The following is a 20,072-nucleotide window of genomic DNA, read 5'->3' as shown; positions in this document are numbered from 1 at the left end:
TTTGATATAAGAAATATTATAACTAAAAAAGCTTAAAAATTTTTAACTATAATTACTTTATAAAAAAGATAGCTAGTTTAAATCCAATTAATACAAAAAATATTGACCCAATAAGATTTGATAAAATATTTAATATAGCATAATTTAAAGAGCTATTAAAAAGTAGATAGCTATCTAATGCAAATGTAGAAAATGTTGTAAGACCACCTAAGAATCCAGCTATTAAAAATGCTTTTAATATAGTTGAAACATCATGTGTAGAGAAATAGGCATATAAAATACCTATTATAAATGATCCAAAAATATTAACTAAAAGTATCCCAAAAGGAAAATTTCCTAACTCCATTTTATGGACATAATCTACAGCATAAAATCTTAAAATTGACCCAAATGCTCCACCAAATCCAACAGCAATAGCTATTTGAAAATTAAGAGACATAGTTTTTGTACTCTTTTTCAAAAACTTCTTTCATATTTTTTTCACAATCTTCGTACCAAGATGTATCTTTACTTGCAACAATAGGTTCTAAATATATAACTTTAACAACTCCAGGAGCTGCTTCCATTTTTTGAGAGTTAACTATATTTCTAGTGTTAAACATAACAACTGGTTGAACTTTTAAGTTGAATTTGTTACCAACCATTTTTGCACCAGCTTTAAACTCTCCAATATAAGTTCCATCACTTCTTGTTCCTTCTGGAAACATTGCAATCGGACGACCTTTTGATAATCTATCTTTTGCTTCACTTAAAAGGTGAATAAGTCCAGCCTTATTCTCTCTATCAATACTTATCATTCTAGGTGCTTTTATAATATGTCCAAAAAAGAAGAGATCTGTTATCTCTTTTTTTGCTACCCAAGCTATATTTCTACTATGTAGATGTTCCATTACAATAATATCAAGCATAGATTGGTGATTTATTAAAATTAAATCACAGCTTTCATCTAAATTACCTTCAATTTCAAGCTTAATTCCAAGAAAAAACATCTGGATTTTCATCCATATTTTTATGACTTTATGTGTGTGGTTTCTAAACAGATACATAAAAAATACAACAATTGCAACACTTATGGAAAACTGTATAAAAACTATTAAGCCCCTAATTTTTCTCAAAACTCTCCTCCTTAACCCAGCCAATAAAATCACTATCTACTCCTAAAACTTTTACAAAGTTTTCTCTTTTTTCTAAAGCTTCAACTCTTTCATCTTTCTGTGTTTTAAAGAATACTGTTGAGTTCTTTGTTGGTAAAATATATATATAAGAGTCTGTTTTTATTACACCTTTTTGATTTGGCAAATTGTATATAATAGCAACAATTAAAGATATAAAAGTAAAAAATAGAACAATTTTCCATCTTTTCCAAATATAAATCAAAAGGAATATCACAAAAACAATAATAGCAGCTATTTTTTTATACTTTTCAAATGTAGAATCATTTGGATTTAAATCTGTTTGTGTACTTACTAACTCATTTTGCAAGATAAGTGGTACTTTTACCTCTTTAAAACTATTTGTTGTAGTATTAAAATATGTAAAAATTAGATTTTTCTGAAATATTGGAGTAACAAAATAGTAAACTAAATTTTCAATATTTTCCCACTCTTTTATACTTGAAACACCTTGTTCTTCTATATTTTTCAAAGAAAAATCACTCAAATTTGAGTTTACTGCATCTAAATCAATTATAGTAAGTGCATTATCATTGTTGTATTGCTTTGTTTTATACGCTTTTAATATAATATTTTCAGCTACTATATTTGAATATCTATCATCTGCTTTACCAATATTTGATATTTTTAATTGTAAAGGTTCTAGTGTACTTTGATCTATTAGTTCATTTGAATTTAAAAGATTAATCTCAAAAAGAGGAAGTGAAAAATTTGTATTTTTTACTTTAAAATAGTAGCTATTTTCATATTTATCATTTGATATTTTTTTCCAAGAAGAGTTTGGATTTAAAACTTCAATATTTGATGAGTTTAGAAATTTTGTACTTATATTTGTAAAATTTGAAGTAGTAATCATAGCTTCAATTTTTATCTCAAATTTTTGATTTTTGTATATATTTGTTGGTGTTTTTGTATATGATAAATATAAGTTTTTTGCTGCAAAAAGATTTATTGAGCAAAAAGTTACAAGGATTAAAAAGAGTATAGATACTTTTTTCATAAATTATTATCTATATTAAAATAGAAGAACTCTTCTATTTTAATAAACCTTTTAGCATATTTACACCATCAGTTGAACCTAAAATCTCTTCAATTGCTCGTTCAGGATGAGGCATTAGACCAAATACATTTCTCTCTTTATTACAAATTCCTGCAATATTTGAAACACTTCCATTCATATTTGTAACTTCACCATCTTTTGTACAATATTTTAATAAGATTTGATTATTAGCTTCAAGCTCTTTTAAACCAGCTTCATCAATATAGTAGTTCCCATCATGATGAGCTACTGGTATATTAACAACATCTCCAACATTTAAAAGTCTTAAAAATTCATTGTTATTATCAATAACTTTTAAGTGATGATATTTTGATATAAAGTGTAAAGTATCATTTCTTTTCATTGCACCTGGAAGTAAACCAGCTTCTAAAAGAATTTGAAAACCATTACAAATACCTAGAACTTTTCCACCATTTGAAGCAAATTTTTTAACTTCTTCCATAATGTTTGCAAATCTAGCAATTGCTCCACTTCTTAAGTAGTCACCATAAGAGAACCCACCTGGAACAACTACTAAATCAGTATTTTCTGGAAGTTTTGTATCTTTGTGCCAAATAACTTCTACATCACAACCAAGTTTAGTAAATGCGTATTTTGCATCAAATTCACAGTTTGTTCCAGGAAATTGTAGTACGGCTACTTTCATAATTAACCTACTATATCAATATTGTAATCTTCAATTACAGTATTAGCAAGAAGCTTTTCACACATTTTTGTAACTTCTTCTTTTGCTTTTTCTTTATCATTTGAGTTTAACTCAATAATAATCTGTTTTCCAACTCTTACATCAGAAATTAAATCTTTAAATCCCAAAGTTCCTAAAGCATTGTTAATTGCTTTACCTTGATCATCTAAAACACCTTTTTTTAATCCTACATTTACTATTGCTTTCATCATTTTTCCTCTAAAATTTTTTGCAAATTATATCTAAAGATTTATTTGCTTAGTCTTTCTAAAATTGTTTTATATCCATTTAGGATTTTATCTTCTATCTCTTTTGGAACAACAACTTCTAATTTCTCTCCAGATTTCAAAGATTTTGATTGCTCTTTCCAATTCTCTTTTTTACCAAAATCTCTTAAAATTTGTTTATCCATTGAGATAAAGTTACTGTTTTTAAAATCTTCTAAAGCTATGAATCTTGAACTCTCTGGAGTTAAAACTTCATCACCTAAAACCCATTTTCCATCTTCATCAATAAAGATTTCGAACTTTGTATCAACTACAACTATTCCTCTATCTTCTGCAAAAGTTGTAAAATCTTTAAAAAGCTTTTCTAAACTAGAGATAATTTCAGGAAAAGTATCTCTTACTTTTTTAGAGTTTAAAGGCTCGTCTTTTAAGCCTTTTGTTGTTGGTGTAAAAAGTGGAGTTTCAAATTTATGCCACTCTTTTAAATTTGAAGGTAAATCTAATCCATATGGATCTTTACCATCTTGTAAAGCTTGAAATAAAGAACCAGTTAAGTAATTTCTAAAAATTAGTTCAAACTGTACTACTTCCCCATCAATATTTGCTTCAAGAGCTTTGCACAGTTTCATAAGTTGACATCTAGGAGCAACAGAGATATCAGGAGATATTTTTTCATCTAAAATTGCAGTTCTTATACCACTGTTTGCAGCAAATTTTGCTCCAAAATTTGAAATTTCTGTTTGTATAATTCCTTTTCCTTTAATTTCAAAATTTAAAGGAATATCAAAAACAGATGTTCTATCACTTCTTACAAGTAAAACTTTTGCCTCATCACCTGGACAGCTATATAAATCAGCATTTTTCCCTATATAAAAAAGATTGTAGCCAATATTTTCTAACTCATCAAACCCTTTTTGTGTAGTTATTTTCTTATTCTCTGGCCAAAGATTTAAAGATTTAATTTTTTCAATATTCATAAAACTTCCTAAATTATTTATTCATTATAATTAAGCTTTTTAAAACTGCCAAAGATGTATTTAATTGATTGTCATTTTGTAAATCATCTTTTGAAATGATTTTTTTAGTTTCATCTTTTACAGCTTTCTCTTCAGCTTTTAACTTATCATCAACTTTATTAAGCTCACCCTCAAGATGTTTTTTAAGGTCAGCCTCTTTTATTTTTAAGCCATTTTCCTCACTTTGAACAACTTTTCCAGCACTTGCAATAATATCAGGAGTTACACCCTCTGCTTGGATTGTTCTTCCGCTTGGTAAATAGTATTTTGCAATAGTTAACTTGATATTTTCAGTTTTTTCATTATCTATTGGAAGTACAGCTTGAACCGAACCTTTTCCAAAAGTTTTTTCACCTACCAAAATAGCTCTTTTGTGATCTTGTAAAGCACCACTTACAATTTCAGAAGCTGAAGCAGAACCTTCATTTACAAGAACAACTAAAGGTAAATCTGTTTTTGTTCCAAATTTACTTGCTTCAAATTTTTCTTCATCAGAAGCATCTCTTCCTTTTTGTGAAACAATAACTCCATTTTTTACAAATAGGTCAACAACACCAATTGCTTGATTTAAAAGACCACCAGGATTATTTCTTAAATCAAGAACTATACCTTTTACATCTTTATTCTCTTTTATAGCTTTTTCTAAATCATTTGTAACTTTTGTGTCAAAGCTTGATATTCTAAGATATAAAAGATTTTCTCCCTCTATTTTTTTTGCAAAAACAGATTGAACTTTTATAATATCTCTTTTCATAGCAATTTCAAGAGGTTTATTATCACCTTTTCTAACAATTGTTAATTTAATATCTGATTTAGGCTCACCTCTCATCATGTTTACAGCTTCGTCTAAAGTTATTCCTATAGTTGAAGTCTCATTTATTTTTAAAATTATATCACCAGATTTTACACCAGCTTTAAATGCAGGAGTATCATCTATTGGAGATATTACTGTTAATGCACCATCTCTCATACCAACAGTAATACCAAGCCCACCAAATTCTCCAGATGTTGCAATACTCATCTCTTTACTAGCTTTTTTGTCCAAATAGCTTGAATGGGCATCTAATTCTTGCATTAAACCTTTTAGTGCTTTGTCAACAATCTCTTGAAGTTTAATATCATCAACATAATACTTCTCAACAGTTCCAATAACTTTTGTTAGTTTCGATAAAGATTCAAATCTTGTTTGTTCGTTTTCAACAGGCGCTTCTTTTGCAAATATATTTTGAGATAATACAAATGCAATAGATGTTGCTATTAATAGTTTATTCATTTTGCGATAACCTTTTAAATTTATAGGCTAAAATTATACAAAAAAGTTTATAAAAGTAATATTTTATGAAAAATTTTGTAATATATCAACTACTTTTTAAAAAGGCTAGGTATATGAGTATAAAAGATGATGTAAACTACATCAAAAATGAGTTAAGTAGTGAAGAGAAATTCCTTGAAAGTTTTGTAAAAACTGAGAGATTTTTTAAAAAATATAAAAAATTAATAGTTGTATTAATTATTACTGTAATAGTTGGTTCAATAGCATTTTTAGTAAAAACTAAATTGGATGAAAAAAATATTTATGAAGCTAATATTGCTCTAAGTAGTTTCCTTGAAAATGGAAATCAAAACTCTTTAGATGAACTAAAAGAGAAAAATAGAGATTTATACGAGATAGCTTTGTATTTAGATGCTAAAAATGAGTTTAAAAATGCAGATATTAATCTTAAATATTTAAAAGAGTTACTAGATTTCCAAGTTGCACTTTTAAATTCTAATCAATCAGATTTAGATACAGTTTCAAAAAAAGCAGATTTTTTACTTAAAGATTATGCTATTTTTAATCAAGCTTTAATACTAGTTAATAATCAAAAATATGCTGAAGCAAGAGAAATTTTGGGTAAAATATCTCAAGATTCAAGAGCTTTTGAACTAGCAACACTTTTAAAACACTATTTAGTTACAAAATAAGGAATAAAAAATGAAATCTATACTATTGTCAATTGTTGCAATTGCACTTTTTACAGCTTGTTCTGGTAAAAAATATTATGAACCAGAAGAGACAAGTAGTAATATTGAGCTAAACAAAAAGTCTATGTCATCTTCAATCAAATCTATGAATAGAGTAGGTGCAACTTTAGAAGATAATGAAGTTATTACGAAACAAGGAATTTCTACATTTAAACTTCCAGAAGGATTTGAGTTTTTAAATTTTACGGATGATGGAAAAGTTATAGCAACAAATTATGTTGATAAAATATTAATTGGAGAAAGAGAGAGAACTGTTAAAGATGTAGTTGTAGCAGCTGCAAGAAAAGATGAAAAGTTAGCACTTATATACTCTAATAATAGTATGGAGCTAATAGATGTAAATACAGATAAAACTCTTTTTAAAGAGTATTTACCACTGTCTTTAGCAAATGATACGAGAATTTCAAATCCTTTATTTATGGGGAATTTAATTTTGTTTCCAAGCTTAAATGGTAAAGTTCTTATTTTATCATCTGCTACAAATGAAGTTGTAAGAAATATATCTGTTGAAACGGATAGTGAATTCAAAAATATTATAAGCCTTGAAGTTGAGAAAAAAAGTGAGAGTTTGATTGTTGCTAATCCAAATAAAATTGTATCTATATCAGCTAGAGATGTTATTAGTAAAGATTATGATATTAGAGATTTAATTGTAAAAGATGGATATATTTATATTGCAACTGTTGATGGTCATATTATAAAACTGACTCCAAATTTAGAAGAGGTTGCAAAAAGAAAATATAAATATGCAAAATTCCATGCTTTAGCATATGGAAGTAGTTTATATGCTGTTGAGTCTCAAGGATTTTTAATAAATATAAGTGATGATTTTAAAACTGACACTATATATGAGTTTAGTTTTGATAATGAAAAAAGATTAATAGCAGTAGATAATAAAATCTATTTTGATTCAGATTACATAACTCTTCCATAAAAGAATAGTGGATAAATCCACTATTCTTATTACTAAAAAAACTCTCTTTAAGCCTTATGTTTCAGCCAAAATTTCTATTTGCCAAAAGCTCAATCAAAACTGTTGCATATGAACCTTTTGGTAAAATAAAATCTAAACTACAAGATTTATTTAATTTATCATATTTAGAAGATAAAATTTCTGGAAATACAATAGCTTCTCTTCTATAACCTTTTTCAGTTATTTGACTATCATCATATTTTTGTTCAATTTTTAAAGCATCATCTTTCGCTTTAAAAACATCTCTTCCTGGAAGTAAACCAGTTGGAGTTATTAGTTTATTTTTGAAGTCTTCTATAATTTTTTCATTTATAGATTTTGGAGTAAAAAGTTTTTCATTTTTTATATCATAAAAAATATCTCCATCTAGAAGTTTAAAACTACCATTATCAAGTTTTAATCTTTCAACCAACCAAGCATTGAAAAAAGTGCTTTGATAGGCACTAAGAAGCATTTTTGCTACTTTTCTATCTTTTATTATTGCATCACCAAATAGTAAATCTTTTGCTTTTTCTAAATTCTCTTTTACATCTTTTCCAAATCTTTGATAACCAAAATAGTTTGGAAAACCATTTTTAGATACAAATTTTAGAAGTTTTTCAATATGAAAAAGTTCTTCTAACTCTAACTCATGAAGATTTATTTTAAATCTATTTCCTTTTAAATCACCAATATTTAGTTTTTTATTGTGTAAAAAAGTATCAAGTATCTCTATTTTTTTTGATTTAAAATTTTTTATCTCTTTTTGATATTTTTTTGGAATAGATATGTATTGAATTGTAGTTGCTCGTTTATCTTTGAGTCCAGCATATCCAATATCACTTGAATAAACACCCAAGAATTTTGATAATCTATCTATTAACTCCCAAGTATCACAATTTTGTTTTTTGATTTTTAAAATTAAGAAGTTCCCGTACGATGAGAATTTTATAGGTTGTTCTTCAACTATAAAATCAACATCGTTTTGGACAAATTTGAAATTTAGAACTTTATCATTTGCTGGATAAACTCTTTTTATCAATATGCAACTCTTTTTTGTTGTTCTTGTTCATAAACTGTTCTGCACTCTGTACAAAACTTTGCAAAAGGTTTTGCTTTTAATCTTCCAATTGGAATATTTACTCCGCACATATCACAAATTCCATAAGTTGAAGCTTTTATTTTTTTTAAAGCTTCTTCAATTTGATTTAACTCATCTAGTTGATGATTTGCAATCATTCCCTCTTTAAATGAGTCACTAACAAAATCAGCATAATCTAAATCATCGTTTAAATCTTGATCTTTTAGTTGGTCAATACTCTCTCTGCTATTTCTAACATTACTTAAAATTGTCTCTCTTCTTTCAAGTAATATCGCCTTTAATTCATCAATTTGACTTTTATTTGCCATTATCCTCTCCTGTGTAAAATCGCAATTATATCTATTATTAACAGATATTTAACTTAAAATTGGTAGAATATTTCATCAGTACGAGGAGTAGGGCATTACAACACTAAGTAAAGTTTATTTGATAACTATATTTTTAGTATCATTTATTTTCTTTTTTTTATTCTTATATTCAAATACTATTTTTAAAAATAGTAGAAATTATGATATTTTAGATATTACTAAATTATCAAATCTTGCATACTCAAACAAGGATTATAGATTTAAAGATTATGGAAATAGTTTTAATAATGTAATTTATTTGAACCCAAAAGTAACTAATTTTGGATTTGTTTATGAAGAGTAGCGTTTTTATAAATCTTATTTTTCTGTTACTTCATAAACAAAAAACAAAATATATATCTATTTTTATCTTAGCAACTTTAACAATATTTTTATTATCAACAGTTATTTTTATAAAATCATCTTTACAAAATGAGATTTTAAAAACATTAGAAAGTCATAATGATTTTATAATCCAAAGAGAGTTTGGTGGAAGAATTTTTGATATAGAAAATCAACTTGAAGATAGACTAAAAAATATTTATGGAGTTAAAAATATCACAAAGAGAGTTTATGGAAGATATAAATTTTTGAGTGAAGATGTTTATTTTACTATTATTGGAGTTGATTTTTCAAATCTAAATAAAGAGCTAAAAAATTTGAGACTTCAAAATATATCAAAAGATGAGATGATTGTAGGTTTTGAAGTAGATAATTTATTAAAAAAATACAAATATACAAATTATTATGATTTTTTTCTTCCAAATAAAGAGATAAAAAAAGTAAAAATTGCAAAAGTTTTAGAAAAAGAGTCAAATATTATATCAAGTGATATTATTATTTTAGATATAAATCTTGCAAGAGATATTTTAGGTATAAACAGAGATTTTTCAACAAATATTGCTTTTGATGTTCCAAATGAGCTTGAAAGAGCAAATATAAAACAAAAACTTCAAAGATTAGATTTAGACTTAAATATTATTCAAAAAGAAGATATCTTAAAAAAATATGAGACAATATTTAACTATAAAGGTGGAGTTTTTTTAATACTTTATTTAGTTGTTTTATTTGCATTTATAATGATTTTATATCAAAGATACTCTCAAGTAAGTATAAATGAGAGAAAACAGATAGCTATTTTTAAAGCGATTGGATATAGCGTTCGAGATATTATAAAAATAAAAATGAGTGAAAACTTTGTTATAGCTTTTGTATCTTACCTTTTTGGAGTCTTATTGGCATATTTTTTTGTATTTATTTTAAATGCTCCAATATTAAAAAATATATTTATAGATTTTTCAAATATAAAAAATGATTTTATAATCTATCCATATATTGAGTTTTCTACTTTTGTAACACTTTTCTTATTTTTTATGGTTCTGTTTTTAAGTTCAGTTTTAATTCCTGTTTGGAAAATATCAGCAATAAATCCATATGAAAGTTTAAGATGATAGTAGCAAAAAATATAAGTAAAATATATTTTGAAGGAAGCAAAAAAGAGTTTTATGCACTAAAAAATATAAATTTTGAGATAAAAAAAGGCTCATTTGTTATATTTAAAGGTGTAAGTGGAAGTGGAAAATCAACACTTCTATCTATACTTTCTACTATTTCAAAACCTAGCTTTGGTGAAATTCTTTTTGACAAAGAACCTGTGTCAAAATATCCAGATATTCATGCTAGTAATTTTAGAGCAAAAAATATTGGTTACATATTCCAATCTTTCAATCTTTTCGAAGATTTAACCGTTTTTGTAAATGTTAGTCTTCCTCTTATTCCTTTAGGATTTTCACAAAAAGATATTGATAAAAAAGTTGAAGAAATATTAACTTTATCAAATATTTTACATAAAAAAGATGAGATAGTTTCAAATCTTTCTGGTGGAGAAAAACAAAGATGTGCAATTGCAAGAGCATTGATAAACAATGCTAATACAATTTTGTGTGATGAACCAACATCTTCTCTTGATTATGAAAACTCTATGAATTTTGTAAAAACTCTAAAAGAGTTAAAAGAAAGTGGAAAAACTATAGTTGTAGCAACTCATGACCCAATATTTTTTGAGTTAGATTTTATAGATAAGGTTTTTGAGTTAAAAAATGGAGTTTTAGTTGAGTAGTATTTTTTTATCAAATGAGATATTAATTTTCCTATTTTTACAAACTACTATTTATATACTTTTACTAATATCTTTTATATATTCAATAACTATTTTAAGAGATTGGGATTTCAAAAAAAGTACAGCTTTACAGTATAAACTTGAAAAAAGATCATATTTAGTGATTCTAATCATCAGTTTTTCACTTTTTATAAAAATTCTACTCTTTTTTTATTTTATATTTTCTATTGATAATTTATCACATTTTATAGTAGGTGCTATGTGTGCTGCTGGTATTTTTTCTTTAGAATATGGTGAAATATCACTTTTTTTAAAGCTTACAAATCTATTTTTTATTGGTATTTGGTTTGTCCTGAACTCTTTAGATTTGAAAAGAAAAGATTATAAATATACAAAAATAAAATTACTACTTTTTATTTTTATATTCATTTGTCTTACTTTTGAGTATATTTTAGATTTTAAATTTTTATCAAATATTCCATTAAATGAAGCAGTTGAGTGCTGTTCTGTTATATTTGAAACAAGTAGTATCTCTAGTAAAATACCTTTTGGATTGGTTAATTCAAGCTTGATACTTATATTTTATATACTTTTTGTTTTGATTGTTATTTTGAATATTCAAAAAAAATCTATTTTGCTTCTTTTTTTTAATATACTATTTGTTTATATATCTTATTTTGCAGTAACATACTTTTTTTCAACTTATATATATGAACTTCCAACACATCAATGTCCATTTTGTATGCTTCAATCTGAGTATTATTTTATAGGATATTTTATATGGTCGGCAATTTTTTTAGGACTTTTTTTCTCAATTTGTTCGGTAGTTTTTTATAGAAATAATAGTTTAGATATTTATAAGTTTTATAAACTATCTTTATTATTTACAACTATTTTTGTTTTTTTGGTAACTTTTTTTGTTTTAAAATATTATGTAGTAAATGGAGTTTTTTTATAAATCCGTGATTTTACACGGATTTATATTTTTATAATTATTTTTTGTCAGCTTCAGTTGCTGTTTCTTTTGATTCTTCTTTTGTTGTTTCAGCTTCTTCTTTTTTATCTTCTTCTGTAGCTTTTACTTCTTTTTCTTCAGTATTAGCTACTGTTTCTTTTGTCTCTTCTTTTGGAGCAGCTACCTCTTCTTTTTTCTCTTGAGCTGGTGCTACAGTTTCAGTCTTAGGCGCTTCAACTTTTGTCTCAGCTGGTTTTTTATCCTCTGTACAACCTACAAATAATAAAGATGCTGCTGCTAATGATAATAATACTTTTTTCATTTTAAACCTTTTTATGTAATTTTTTGTTTTTAAAACAAATTGCGGAATCATATCAAAATATTTGTGAAATAATTGTGTAATAAATTAATCTTTTTTAAAAAATTTAAAAGTGGTCCAAAAATTAATTAACAATATATAAATTATGATATGTGGAAATTTGAAAATGGAGGAGCTAGTCGGACTCGAACCAACGCATGTCGGATTTGCAATCCGAGGCATTACCAGCTTTGCTATAGCTCCAAAAAAATTATGATATTTTTGTGTATTTACTTTTATAAAAAAGAGTGGCAGAGGACAAGGGATTCGAACCCTCGGAGGCTTTCACCTCGCCGGTTTTCAAAACCGGTACAATCGACCAACTCTGTCAATCCTCTACAACTTAATGGTGCGAATGGTGAGAATCGAACTCACACTCCGAAACCGGAACGGGATTTTAAGTCCCGCGCGTCTACCTATTCCGCCACACTCGCACAAAATTTAAGAACCTTTTTAAGCTTTCACTTAAATTGGACTGGAATTATAGTAGCTTTTTTTTTATTTGTCAAGAGTTTTTTAAAAAAATTTAAAAATTTTAATTTTTATACTATTTAATAGAGATTGAAAATGAATATTTGTATAATCACTAATATTTATTTTTACAAGTTTAAAAGGATTGAAATTGAGAAGTGATGAAGTAAAAAAAGGTTATTCAAGAGCACCACATAGATCTCTTTTAAGAGCAACAGGGCTTAAAGATGAGGATTTTAATAAACCATTTATTGGAGTTGCAAACTCTTTTATAGAGATTATTCCAGGACACTTTTTCTTAGATAAAGTTTCAAAAATCATAAAAGATGAAATTAGAAAAAATGGTTGTGTACCTTTTGAATTCAACACTATTGGAGTTGATGATGGAATTGCTATGGGGCATGATGGTATGCTTTTTTCACTACCAAGTAGAGAATTAATTGCAAACTCTATTGAAACTGTTATGAATGCTCATAAACTTGATGCAATGATAGCAATTCCAAATTGTGACAAAATAGTTCCTGGTATGATAATGGGTGCTTTAAGAGTAAATGTTCCAACTGTTTTTGTAAGTGGTGGAGCTATGCAAAAAGGTTATAAAAAAGATGGAACACCAATAGATTTGGCAACTGCTTTTGAAGCGGTTGGAAAGTTTGAAGCTGGAGAAATCAGTGAAGAAGAGTTAAAAGATATTGAGTGTAATGCATGTCCAGGTGGAGGAAGTTGTTCTGGGATGTTTACAGCAAACTCTATGAATACTCTTATGGAAGCTATGGGAATTGCATTGCCTGGAAATGGAACAATTCTAGCGCTTACAAAAGAGAGAGAAGAGTTATATAGAAAAGCTGCTAAAAGGGTTTGTGAATTAGCTCTTGATAAAACAAACAGCGAGAAGTTCAGATTAAAAAATATTTTAAATGAAAAAGCCGTAAGAAATGCTTTTGCTGTTGATATGGCAATGGGTGGAAGTTCAAATACTGTTTTACATATGTTGGCAATTGCAAAAGAGGCTGGAGTAGATTTTAACCTTGAAGATATAAATGCCATATCAAAAAGAGTTTCACATATTGCAAAAATATCACCATCTTTAACGACTGTTCATATGGAAGATATAAATAAAGCTGGTGGAGTAAGTGCCGTTATGCATGAAATGAGTAAAAGAGGAGATGATATTCTTTTAGATAATCTTACAGTTACAGGTGAAACTTTAAAAGAGAGAATAAAAGATTCAAAAATTCTTGATACTACTATTATTCACACTATAGATAACCCTTACTCTGAAGTTGGTGGATTAGCTATTCTTTATGGAAATTTAGCACAGCAAGGAGCAGTTATAAAAACTGCTGGAATTACAGGAGCTAGAGCTATGAGTGGAAAAGCTGTTTGTTTTGATGGGCAAGCTGAAGCTATAAAAGGAATAGTTGGAGGAAAAGTAAAAGCTGGTGATGTTGTAGTAATTAGATATGAAGGTCCAAAAGGTGGTCCTGGAATGCAAGAGATGCTTGCACCTACAAGTTTAATTATGGGAATGGGACTTGGTGATAAAGTTGCACTTATTACAGATGGAAGATTTAGTGGAGCAACAAGAGGTGCTAGTATTGGACACGTTAGCCCAGAAGCAGCTGAAGGCGGAATGATTGGTTTATTACAAGATGGAGATATTATAAATATTGATGTTGATAAATATATTTTAAGCGTTGATTTAAGTGATGATGAAATAGCACGTAGAAAAGCAAATTTCAAACCAATAAAAAAACCTATAAAATCATCTTGGCTTGGTCAATATAGAGCTTTAGTTACAAATGCAAGTAGTGGAGCGTTATTAAAAACAGATTTATAATTTTTTTGCTTGTTAAATTTACTCTTGATTAACCTATCATTGTAAAATAGTTTACATTGATAGGTTAAATTTCTAAATATAAATTTTAATGATTAAGGATTTAAAAGTGAACAAAAAACTTTTCTTTACAACTATACTATTGGCTAGCTCTTTGCTTGCAAAAAATATTGAATTTGAAGAGATGGAAAAAAATCCTCAAAGAGTTAATCCAAATCAGCCAAATCAAATTTTATCTTTTGGTAATAGTATAAAATCTTCTGTTAGTTCTATTGTAAACATTTCTGCAAAAAGAAGTGTAAATCCGAATGTTGATACTTTACCTTTACAGATGTTTGATGACCCATTTTTCAAGAAATTTTTTGGTGAAGAGTTTTCAAATCAATTTAAACAAAATAGAGTTCAAAGATCTTTGGGATCTGGAGTTATAGTAACAAAAGATGGATATATTGTAACAAATAATCATGTTATTGAAAATGCTGAAGAGATAAATGTAACTATAGGTGATGATCCAACTGAATATAGTGCTAAACTAATTGGAAAAGATAGTGATAGTGATCTTGCTGTTGTAAAAATTGATATAAATAAGCCTTTAGTACCTATTAAATTAGGTGATTCTAGTTCTTTATTGGTTGGTGATGTTACTTTTGCTATTGGAAACCCTTTTGGAGTTGGAAATACTGTAACTATGGGAATTATCTCTGCACTAAATAAAAATAGAGTAGGAATCAATAGATATGAAAATTATATTCAAACAGATGCTTCAATAAATCCTGGAAATAGTGGTGGAGCTTTGGTTGATAGTAGAGGTGCACTAATTGGAATAAATACGGCAATTTTATCAAAAAGTGGTGGAAATGATGGTATTGGATTTGCAATTCCTGTTGAAATGGTAAAAGATGTTGTTGGTAAACTTGTAAGTGATGGAAAAGTTATAAGAGGGTATCTGGGTGTTGTAATTGTTGATTTAGACAAAGATAGCCAACAAGTTTATAAAAGAAAAGAGGGAGCTATAATTTTAGATATTTCAAATGATACTCCAGCAGCAAAATATGGTTTAAAACGAGGAGATTTAGTTTATTCAATAAATGGTAAAGAGACTAAAGATAGAAATAGCTTACAAAACGCAATTGCATCTTTTAAACCAAATGAAAAGGTTACGCTTCAAATTGAAAGAGATAAAAAAGATATAGTTGTCGAGATAGTTTTGGCTGATAGATCAATAATTTCAGGAGTTCAACCAGATAGTGACCATACAATTTTAAATGGATTAAAAATAAGTCCAATAAATGCTGAGATGATAAAAAAATATAGATTACCACTTGAGAGCATGGGAATTTTAATTACAGATGTAGAACCAAAATCAAAAGCTGAAAGATCTGGGTTTTTAGCAGGTGATATTATTATTCAAATAGAAGATGTTGAAATTAAAAATTATTCAAATATAGAAACAGCATTAAAAAGATATAATAATCAACATAAACGAGTTTACATAAATAGATATGGGCAAACGCTTATGTTTGTAATTCAATAAAAAGGATAAATTATTATTAAAATACTTATGATTGAAGATGATTTAGAGCTAGCTCAAATCATTACGGATTATTTAAAATCATTTGATATAGAAGTAACTACAACTGATAGTCCATATAATGGACTATCTATGTTGAATTTAAGCAAAGAGTATCAGCTTTTGATTTTAGATTTGACTTTACCTGAAATTGATGGTTTGGAGCTTATTCCAAAAATACGAGAAAAATCTCAAATCCCAATAATAATAAGTTCCGCAAGAGATGATATTTTAGATAAAGTTATGGGTCTTGAAAGAGGTGCTGATGATTATCTACCAAAACCATATAATCCAAGAGAGTTACAAGCTAGAATCAAAACAATTTTAAAAAGAGTTGATAATAAACTTGATGATAAAAAATCACAACAAGATAAAGTTTTTGAGCTAAAAGAGAGTGATATGCAAATTCTTTTTAAAGGTGAATCTTTGGTATTGACACTGGCTGAATATGATATTTTAAAACTTCTTATTCAAAGAAATCATGGTGTTGTTTCAAGAGAAGATTTTATTTATACAAGTGACAATATAGAAGATGAATCATCTTTAAAAAATATAGATGTCATCATCTCAAGAATAAGAACAAAGTTAGCAAATATAGATAACTCTAAACAATATATAAAATCAGTAAGAGGTATTGGTTATCAGTTAATATGATAAGAAATATCTCTATATCAACTTTTGTAAATATAATTTTTACATTAGCTTTTGTATCCATTTTTTTAACCTTTGCTATGTTTATTAGATATGACAAAGAGAGACATGATTTAAGTTTACAAAATAGATATGAGATGATTGCTGAAAATTTTTTAATACTTTTTCAAGACCATCCAAATGCTCAAAGATTAAATGAACTTTATAAAAAATTCAATGTAAAACCAATAGAAGACAGAGATAGAAAACTAGAGATTATAAACAATGCTCAAGAGTTAAAAATTACACAAAATTATCTTGGAACCTATAGAGTTTATAGGTTTGATGATATGTATTACATATATGTGCAACGATATGGCTACAATATTATTTTAAAAGATACAAAACATCATAACTACAATTTTGCATTTATAATTGCTGGATTTGTTCTTTCTTTGATTATATTTATATTTTTATATGAAATTTTAAATAAAAAATTGCGACCGCTGAAACTTTTAAATAGACAAATTATTGAATTTTCGAATGGAAATAAAGATATAAAATTGGAATATAAAAGTAATGATGAGGTAGGCACAATTGCTAAAAATTTTAATGAAGCTATAAATATTATAAATAATCAATCAAAATCAAAAGATTTGTTTATGAGAAATATGATGCATGAACTTAAAACTCCTATTACAAAAGCTATGTTTATTGCTGAAACTTTAGAAGATGATAAAACAAGAGAAAATCTTCAAAGAGCATTTAGAAGAATGGATGATATTATAAAAGAACTAGCAACTGTTGAAAAACTTACTTCAAAAAACACTATGATTTATAAAGAGAAGATAAATTTTTTATCAATTTTTAAAAAAACAACAGATTTAATGCTTATAAATCCAGATAATATTGAGCAAAAAATAGAGGATTTTTGGTTTGAAGCTGATATATATATGATATCAATTGCTTTAAAAAATCTCATAGACAATGCAATAAAATTTTCAACAAATAAAAAAGCAATTATAGAAGCAAATAAGAGTTTTATAAAAGTAATATCACAAGGTGAGCCTTTGAAAAATGAACTCTCTTTTTATACAGATGCTTTTTATCAAGAGGATAAAAGAAGTAGCGGTTTTGGACTAGGACTTTATATTGTTAAAGCTATTGTAAATCTACATAAATTTTCTTTGGATTATGAGTATGTTGATGGTAAAAATTGTTTTATTATAAAGCTATTAAATAATAGTTAATTTAAAAATTTTAATTTTTATCTACTCTTACATCTTTCATTATTTCTAGCCAATCTTTATTGAAATTTTTTTTGATAAACTTTTCTTTATGAGGAATTATACAGTTAGAGCAATCATGATGTATAGAGTTTTCAGATACAAATTTTGAACCACTTTTTGAATCGATACTGCAATAAGAGTACAATATTTTATCATCTACATCTTTTAAACCTTTATCATTGAACCTAAAATATGAACAAGCACATAAATAGCAGTTTAAATCTTCCATCTCATGGCATTTTTTATTTAAGTTATATAAAGGACAAAAATCTGGCTCGTTTTTTTTCATATTATCATATTTAAAATATTCAATTATCTCATCTATTGATTTGTCTTCAAGTTTGTTCATAATAGTTTTGTGTAATTTTGCTTGGTTTAAAAACCACTCTTCATATGTCATAAATACTCTTTTTTATTAAATACTTTATTATATTAAAATCTATTTAAGAGTAAAATTTTAATTCCTAAAGGAGTTTAAAATGTTTAGATTTTTATATATTATTTTGCTATCTTTGTTTTTTACATCATGTTCGGTTAAATCAAATTTAATTCAAGATGAGTTTACAAATATAAAAAAACAAAATACCTATGATAGATGTGCTAATTTTTCATATATTAGTTTAAGTGATGATATAAAATATGGAAAAATATTTACAGAGTATATAAGTCTTGATAGCTCTTGTAAGTGGAATGGAATGGCAAGAGGTTATTTTGTATCTTTATTTATGGATACAATTAAGGCAAAATCATATAAAGTGGTTGAGAAGAAAGAGTTTGAGAATATTGAAATATCTACTTATTTGGTAGATGAGTTATATTATGTAAATATAATTAATAAATATAAGGTTTTTGAAGATAAGTTAATGATAGATTATAGTGGAGTTTACTCTACAGATTTGATAAGAAATTATGATAAATCTTACGAAAATTTATATTTAAATAGACCTAGATTAGATACAGATTATTTTAATAGTTTGGTTAGATTCAATTTCTTTTATTCATATTTTTCAAAAGATAGTTCAGATTTCGGGAGGTAAAAATGCAAAGTAGAGGTTCATCATTTATTTTAGGAATATTCCTTTTTTTTGGTTTAATTGGTTTAGGGTTTTTTATAGCAAATGGAATTGTAAAATTTAAAGAGTTGGATAGAACAGTTACAGTAAAAGGTTTATCAGAAAAAGAAGTTTTAGCAAATGTTGTAATAATGCCAATAAAAATGACACAAACAAGTAATGATTTAGAGGCTTTGATACAAAAAATTGATTATGATACAAACCAAGTTATAAAATTCTTGAAAGAAAATGGCTTAAAAGATGAAGATATAACTTTAGGTGCAGTTTCAATAGTTGATAAGATGGCAAATGAGTTTTCAAATCAAGATTTTGCTATGAGATATTTGGCTTCAAAGGTTATAAATATTTATAGTACAGAAGTTGAAAAAATTAGAGCTTTAAATAGTAAATTATCAGAACTTTCGCAAAGAGGTGTTCTTTTTAAAACAGATGATTATGATAGTAAAATAGAGTATATTTACACAAAATTAAATGAAATAAAACCTAGTATGATTGAAGAAGCAACTTCAAATGCAAGAGCAGTTGCACAAAAGTTTGCACAAGATTCTAATAGTAAATTAGGAAAAATTAAAAAGGCTAGTCAAGGTCAGTTTGAAGTTGCAAGTCGTGATAAAAATAGTGATCACATAAAAAATATTAGAATAGTTTCTACTATTGAGTACTATTTAGCAGATTAAAATAGTTTTTAAGAGGATTAAAATCCTCTTAAAGTAATTCCTAAAATAACAGCAACAATTCCCAAAAATATATTTATTGGAATAAGATATTTTGCCAATGGATTTAGCTGATTTTTAGCACTTAAAAAATCCCCACCATTAAAAGCTTTTTGAGCTTTGCCTCTTTTTATATAAATAATTATAAAAATAAGAGTCATAATAAACCAAATAATCTCTTTGGCAATTACAAATTTGTATAGCTCGGTATCTTTAAAATCTAAAGCTAAAATCAAAATAATAGCAGTAATTAAAAGCATAATAATAGAAGGAATAACCATAGAAAAAAATCTTTTTAGATTTTCTAGAGTTCTTCCTAATTTTATCTTTGGGTCTTCTATATTTTGCATAGAGTAATGAACTGCAAATCTAATTACAATCATTCCACCTATCCAAACTATAGCAGAGATTACATGAAGAAAAATAATTAAAGTTGAAAAATTATTAAATAATTCACTCAATTTTTAATCC

24 protein-coding genes and 3 tRNA genes are annotated in these 20,072 nt (G+C 26.6%); 12 read left to right on the top strand and 15 right to left on the bottom strand.

Annotation, left to right across the window (positions count from 1 at the left end):
• Positions 1-52: 52 nt before the first annotated feature.
• From crcB to AC5LG6_RS01145, 7 genes are read right to left on the bottom strand one after another with little or no spacing between them, the layout of a single operon-like run.
• Positions 53-439, bottom strand: coding sequence for a fluoride efflux transporter CrcB (gene crcB, locus AC5LG6_RS01175; protein WP_390871444.1), 387 nt, complete (start codon positions 437-439; stop codon positions 53-55).
• On the bottom strand, positions 429-1,115 hold the full coding sequence (locus AC5LG6_RS01170) for a lysophospholipid acyltransferase family protein (RefSeq protein WP_066360201.1): 687 nt from the start codon (positions 1,113-1,115) through the stop codon (positions 429-431). The genes crcB and AC5LG6_RS01170 overlap by 11 nt, the downstream gene beginning before the upstream one ends.
• Positions 1,102-2,172, bottom strand: a complete 1,071-nt coding sequence (locus AC5LG6_RS01165) for a hypothetical protein (RefSeq protein WP_066348507.1) — start codon at positions 2,170-2,172, stop codon at positions 1,102-1,104. The genes AC5LG6_RS01170 and AC5LG6_RS01165 overlap by 14 nt, the downstream gene beginning before the upstream one ends.
• 34 nt (positions 2,173-2,206) lie before the next feature.
• Positions 2,207-2,878 (bottom strand): phosphoribosylformylglycinamidine synthase subunit PurQ, encoded by a 672-nt coding sequence (purQ, locus tag AC5LG6_RS01160; protein ID WP_434242418.1) that lies wholly within the window; start codon positions 2,876-2,878, stop codon positions 2,207-2,209.
• A 2-nt stretch (positions 2,879-2,880) separates the two neighbouring features.
• Positions 2,881-3,126, bottom strand: coding sequence for a phosphoribosylformylglycinamidine synthase subunit PurS (purS, locus tag AC5LG6_RS01155; RefSeq protein WP_498585480.1), 246 nt, complete (start codon positions 3,124-3,126; stop codon positions 2,881-2,883).
• Positions 3,127-3,167: 41 nt separating this feature from the next.
• Positions 3,168-4,121 carry a phosphoribosylaminoimidazolesuccinocarboxamide synthase gene (locus AC5LG6_RS01150; protein WP_498585479.1) on the bottom strand — a complete coding sequence of 318 codons (954 nt, stop codon included), beginning with the start codon at positions 4,119-4,121 and terminating at the stop codon, positions 3,168-3,170.
• 13 nt (positions 4,122-4,134) lie between these two features.
• The gene (locus AC5LG6_RS01145; protein ID WP_066157954.1) at positions 4,135-5,433 is read right to left on the bottom strand and encodes a S41 family peptidase; all 1,299 of its coding nucleotides are present in this window, start codon (positions 5,431-5,433) and stop codon (positions 4,135-4,137) included.
• Positions 5,434-5,546: 113 nt separating this feature from the next.
• Here AC5LG6_RS01145 and AC5LG6_RS01140 point away from each other — a divergent pair, with 113 nt between their 5' ends.
• Both AC5LG6_RS01140 and AC5LG6_RS01135 read left to right on the top strand, forming a co-directional pair.
• Positions 5,547-6,125 carry a hypothetical protein gene (locus AC5LG6_RS01140; protein ID WP_498585478.1) on the top strand — a complete coding sequence of 193 codons (579 nt, stop codon included), beginning with the start codon at positions 5,547-5,549 and terminating at the stop codon, positions 6,123-6,125.
• Between the two features lie 10 nt (positions 6,126-6,135).
• Positions 6,136-7,119 carry a hypothetical protein gene (locus tag AC5LG6_RS01135; RefSeq protein ID WP_434246610.1) on the top strand — a complete coding sequence of 328 codons (984 nt, stop codon included), beginning with the start codon at positions 6,136-6,138 and terminating at the stop codon, positions 7,117-7,119.
• 61 nt (positions 7,120-7,180) lie between these two features.
• Here AC5LG6_RS01135 and AC5LG6_RS01130 read toward each other — a convergent pair whose 3' ends face one another.
• The gene (locus AC5LG6_RS01130) at positions 7,181-8,179 is read right to left on the bottom strand and encodes a tRNA pseudouridine(13) synthase TruD (protein ID WP_148570371.1); all 999 of its coding nucleotides are present in this window, start codon (positions 8,177-8,179) and stop codon (positions 7,181-7,183) included.
• Positions 8,176-8,547 carry an RNA polymerase-binding protein DksA gene (gene dksA / locus AC5LG6_RS01125; RefSeq protein WP_066157941.1) on the bottom strand — a complete coding sequence of 124 codons (372 nt, stop codon included), beginning with the start codon at positions 8,545-8,547 and terminating at the stop codon, positions 8,176-8,178. The genes AC5LG6_RS01130 and dksA overlap by 4 nt, the downstream gene beginning before the upstream one ends.
• Before the next feature lie 118 nt (positions 8,548-8,665).
• Here dksA and AC5LG6_RS01120 point away from each other — a divergent pair, with 118 nt between their 5' ends.
• The 4 genes from AC5LG6_RS01120 to AC5LG6_RS01105 are packed head-to-tail and all read left to right on the top strand — an operon-like array spanning position 8,666 to position 11,663.
• Positions 8,666-8,890 (top strand): hypothetical protein, encoded by a 225-nt coding sequence (locus AC5LG6_RS01120; RefSeq protein WP_105924912.1) that lies wholly within the window; start codon positions 8,666-8,668, stop codon positions 8,888-8,890.
• A complete protein-coding gene (locus AC5LG6_RS01115) occupies positions 8,880-10,037 on the top strand; it encodes an ABC transporter permease (RefSeq protein WP_498585477.1) in 1,158 nt (385 codons plus the stop codon). Before AC5LG6_RS01120 ends, AC5LG6_RS01115 begins: the two co-directional genes overlap by 11 nt.
• A complete protein-coding gene (locus AC5LG6_RS01110; RefSeq protein ID WP_081560375.1) occupies positions 10,034-10,705 on the top strand; it encodes an ABC transporter ATP-binding protein in 672 nt (223 codons plus the stop codon). Before AC5LG6_RS01115 ends, AC5LG6_RS01110 begins: the two co-directional genes overlap by 4 nt.
• Positions 10,698-11,663, top strand: coding sequence for a hypothetical protein (locus tag AC5LG6_RS01105; protein ID WP_498585476.1), 966 nt, complete (start codon positions 10,698-10,700; stop codon positions 11,661-11,663). The genes AC5LG6_RS01110 and AC5LG6_RS01105 overlap by 8 nt, the downstream gene beginning before the upstream one ends.
• A 34-nt stretch (positions 11,664-11,697) precedes the next feature.
• On the opposite strand, the gene AC5LG6_RS01100 is transcribed toward AC5LG6_RS01105, so the two are convergent.
• From AC5LG6_RS01100 to AC5LG6_RS01085, 4 genes are all read right to left on the bottom strand, one after another.
• The gene (locus tag AC5LG6_RS01100; protein ID WP_141051284.1) at positions 11,698-11,982 is read right to left on the bottom strand and encodes a hypothetical protein; all 285 of its coding nucleotides are present in this window, start codon (positions 11,980-11,982) and stop codon (positions 11,698-11,700) included.
• 164 nt (positions 11,983-12,146) lie between these two features.
• Positions 12,147-12,222: transfer RNA gene (locus tag AC5LG6_RS01095), tRNA-Cys, on the bottom strand.
• A 45-nt stretch (positions 12,223-12,267) separates the two neighbouring features.
• Positions 12,268-12,356: transfer RNA gene (locus AC5LG6_RS01090), tRNA-Ser, on the bottom strand.
• Between the two features lie 9 nt (positions 12,357-12,365).
• A tRNA-Leu gene (locus AC5LG6_RS01085) sits at positions 12,366-12,452 on the bottom strand.
• 188 nt (positions 12,453-12,640) lie between these two features.
• Here AC5LG6_RS01085 and ilvD point away from each other — a divergent pair.
• The 4 genes from ilvD to AC5LG6_RS01065 all read left to right on the top strand — a co-directional run bounded on the left by ilvD (position 12,641) and on the right by AC5LG6_RS01065 (position 17,776).
• Positions 12,641-14,329: a dihydroxy-acid dehydratase gene (ilvD, locus tag AC5LG6_RS01080; RefSeq protein ID WP_498585475.1), complete on the top strand. Its 1,689-nt coding sequence runs from the start codon at positions 12,641-12,643 to the stop codon at positions 14,327-14,329.
• 106 nt (positions 14,330-14,435) lie between these two features.
• Entirely contained in the window at positions 14,436-15,860 is a 1,425-nt protein-coding gene (locus tag AC5LG6_RS01075) for a Do family serine endopeptidase (RefSeq protein WP_260876221.1), read from the top strand.
• Positions 15,861-15,872: 12 nt separating this feature from the next.
• Positions 15,873-16,550, top strand: a complete 678-nt coding sequence (locus AC5LG6_RS01070; protein WP_217222177.1) for a response regulator transcription factor — start codon at positions 15,873-15,875, stop codon at positions 16,548-16,550.
• Positions 16,547-17,776 carry an ArsS family sensor histidine kinase gene (locus tag AC5LG6_RS01065; protein WP_498585474.1) on the top strand — a complete coding sequence of 410 codons (1,230 nt, stop codon included), beginning with the start codon at positions 16,547-16,549 and terminating at the stop codon, positions 17,774-17,776. The genes AC5LG6_RS01070 and AC5LG6_RS01065 overlap by 4 nt, the downstream gene beginning before the upstream one ends.
• Before the next feature lie 10 nt (positions 17,777-17,786).
• Here AC5LG6_RS01065 and AC5LG6_RS01060 read toward each other — a convergent pair whose 3' ends face one another.
• Positions 17,787-18,215 (bottom strand): hypothetical protein, encoded by a 429-nt coding sequence (locus tag AC5LG6_RS01060; protein WP_498585473.1) that lies wholly within the window; start codon positions 18,213-18,215, stop codon positions 17,787-17,789.
• A gap of 79 nt (positions 18,216-18,294) precedes the next feature.
• Between AC5LG6_RS01060 and AC5LG6_RS01055 the strand changes: the two genes are divergently transcribed.
• Both AC5LG6_RS01055 and AC5LG6_RS01050 read left to right on the top strand, forming a co-directional pair.
• Positions 18,295-18,852, top strand: coding sequence for a hypothetical protein (locus AC5LG6_RS01055; protein WP_066157907.1), 558 nt, complete (start codon positions 18,295-18,297; stop codon positions 18,850-18,852).
• Positions 18,853-18,854: 2 nt separating this feature from the next.
• Positions 18,855-19,565: an SIMPL domain-containing protein gene (locus AC5LG6_RS01050; protein WP_066405293.1), complete on the top strand. Its 711-nt coding sequence runs from the start codon at positions 18,855-18,857 to the stop codon at positions 19,563-19,565.
• 17 nt (positions 19,566-19,582) lie between these two features.
• Here the strand turns inward: AC5LG6_RS01050 and AC5LG6_RS01045 are convergent, their stop codons facing one another.
• On the bottom strand, positions 19,583-20,062 hold the full coding sequence (locus AC5LG6_RS01045; RefSeq protein ID WP_498585472.1) for a hypothetical protein: 480 nt from the start codon (positions 20,060-20,062) through the stop codon (positions 19,583-19,585).
• Positions 20,063-20,072: the final 10 nt, after the last annotated feature.

This window comes from Arcobacter thermotolerans, assembly GCF_983172305.1.
The sequence above is the reverse complement of the archived record's forward strand: the minus strand, read 5'-3'. Positions and strand labels throughout refer to the sequence as shown.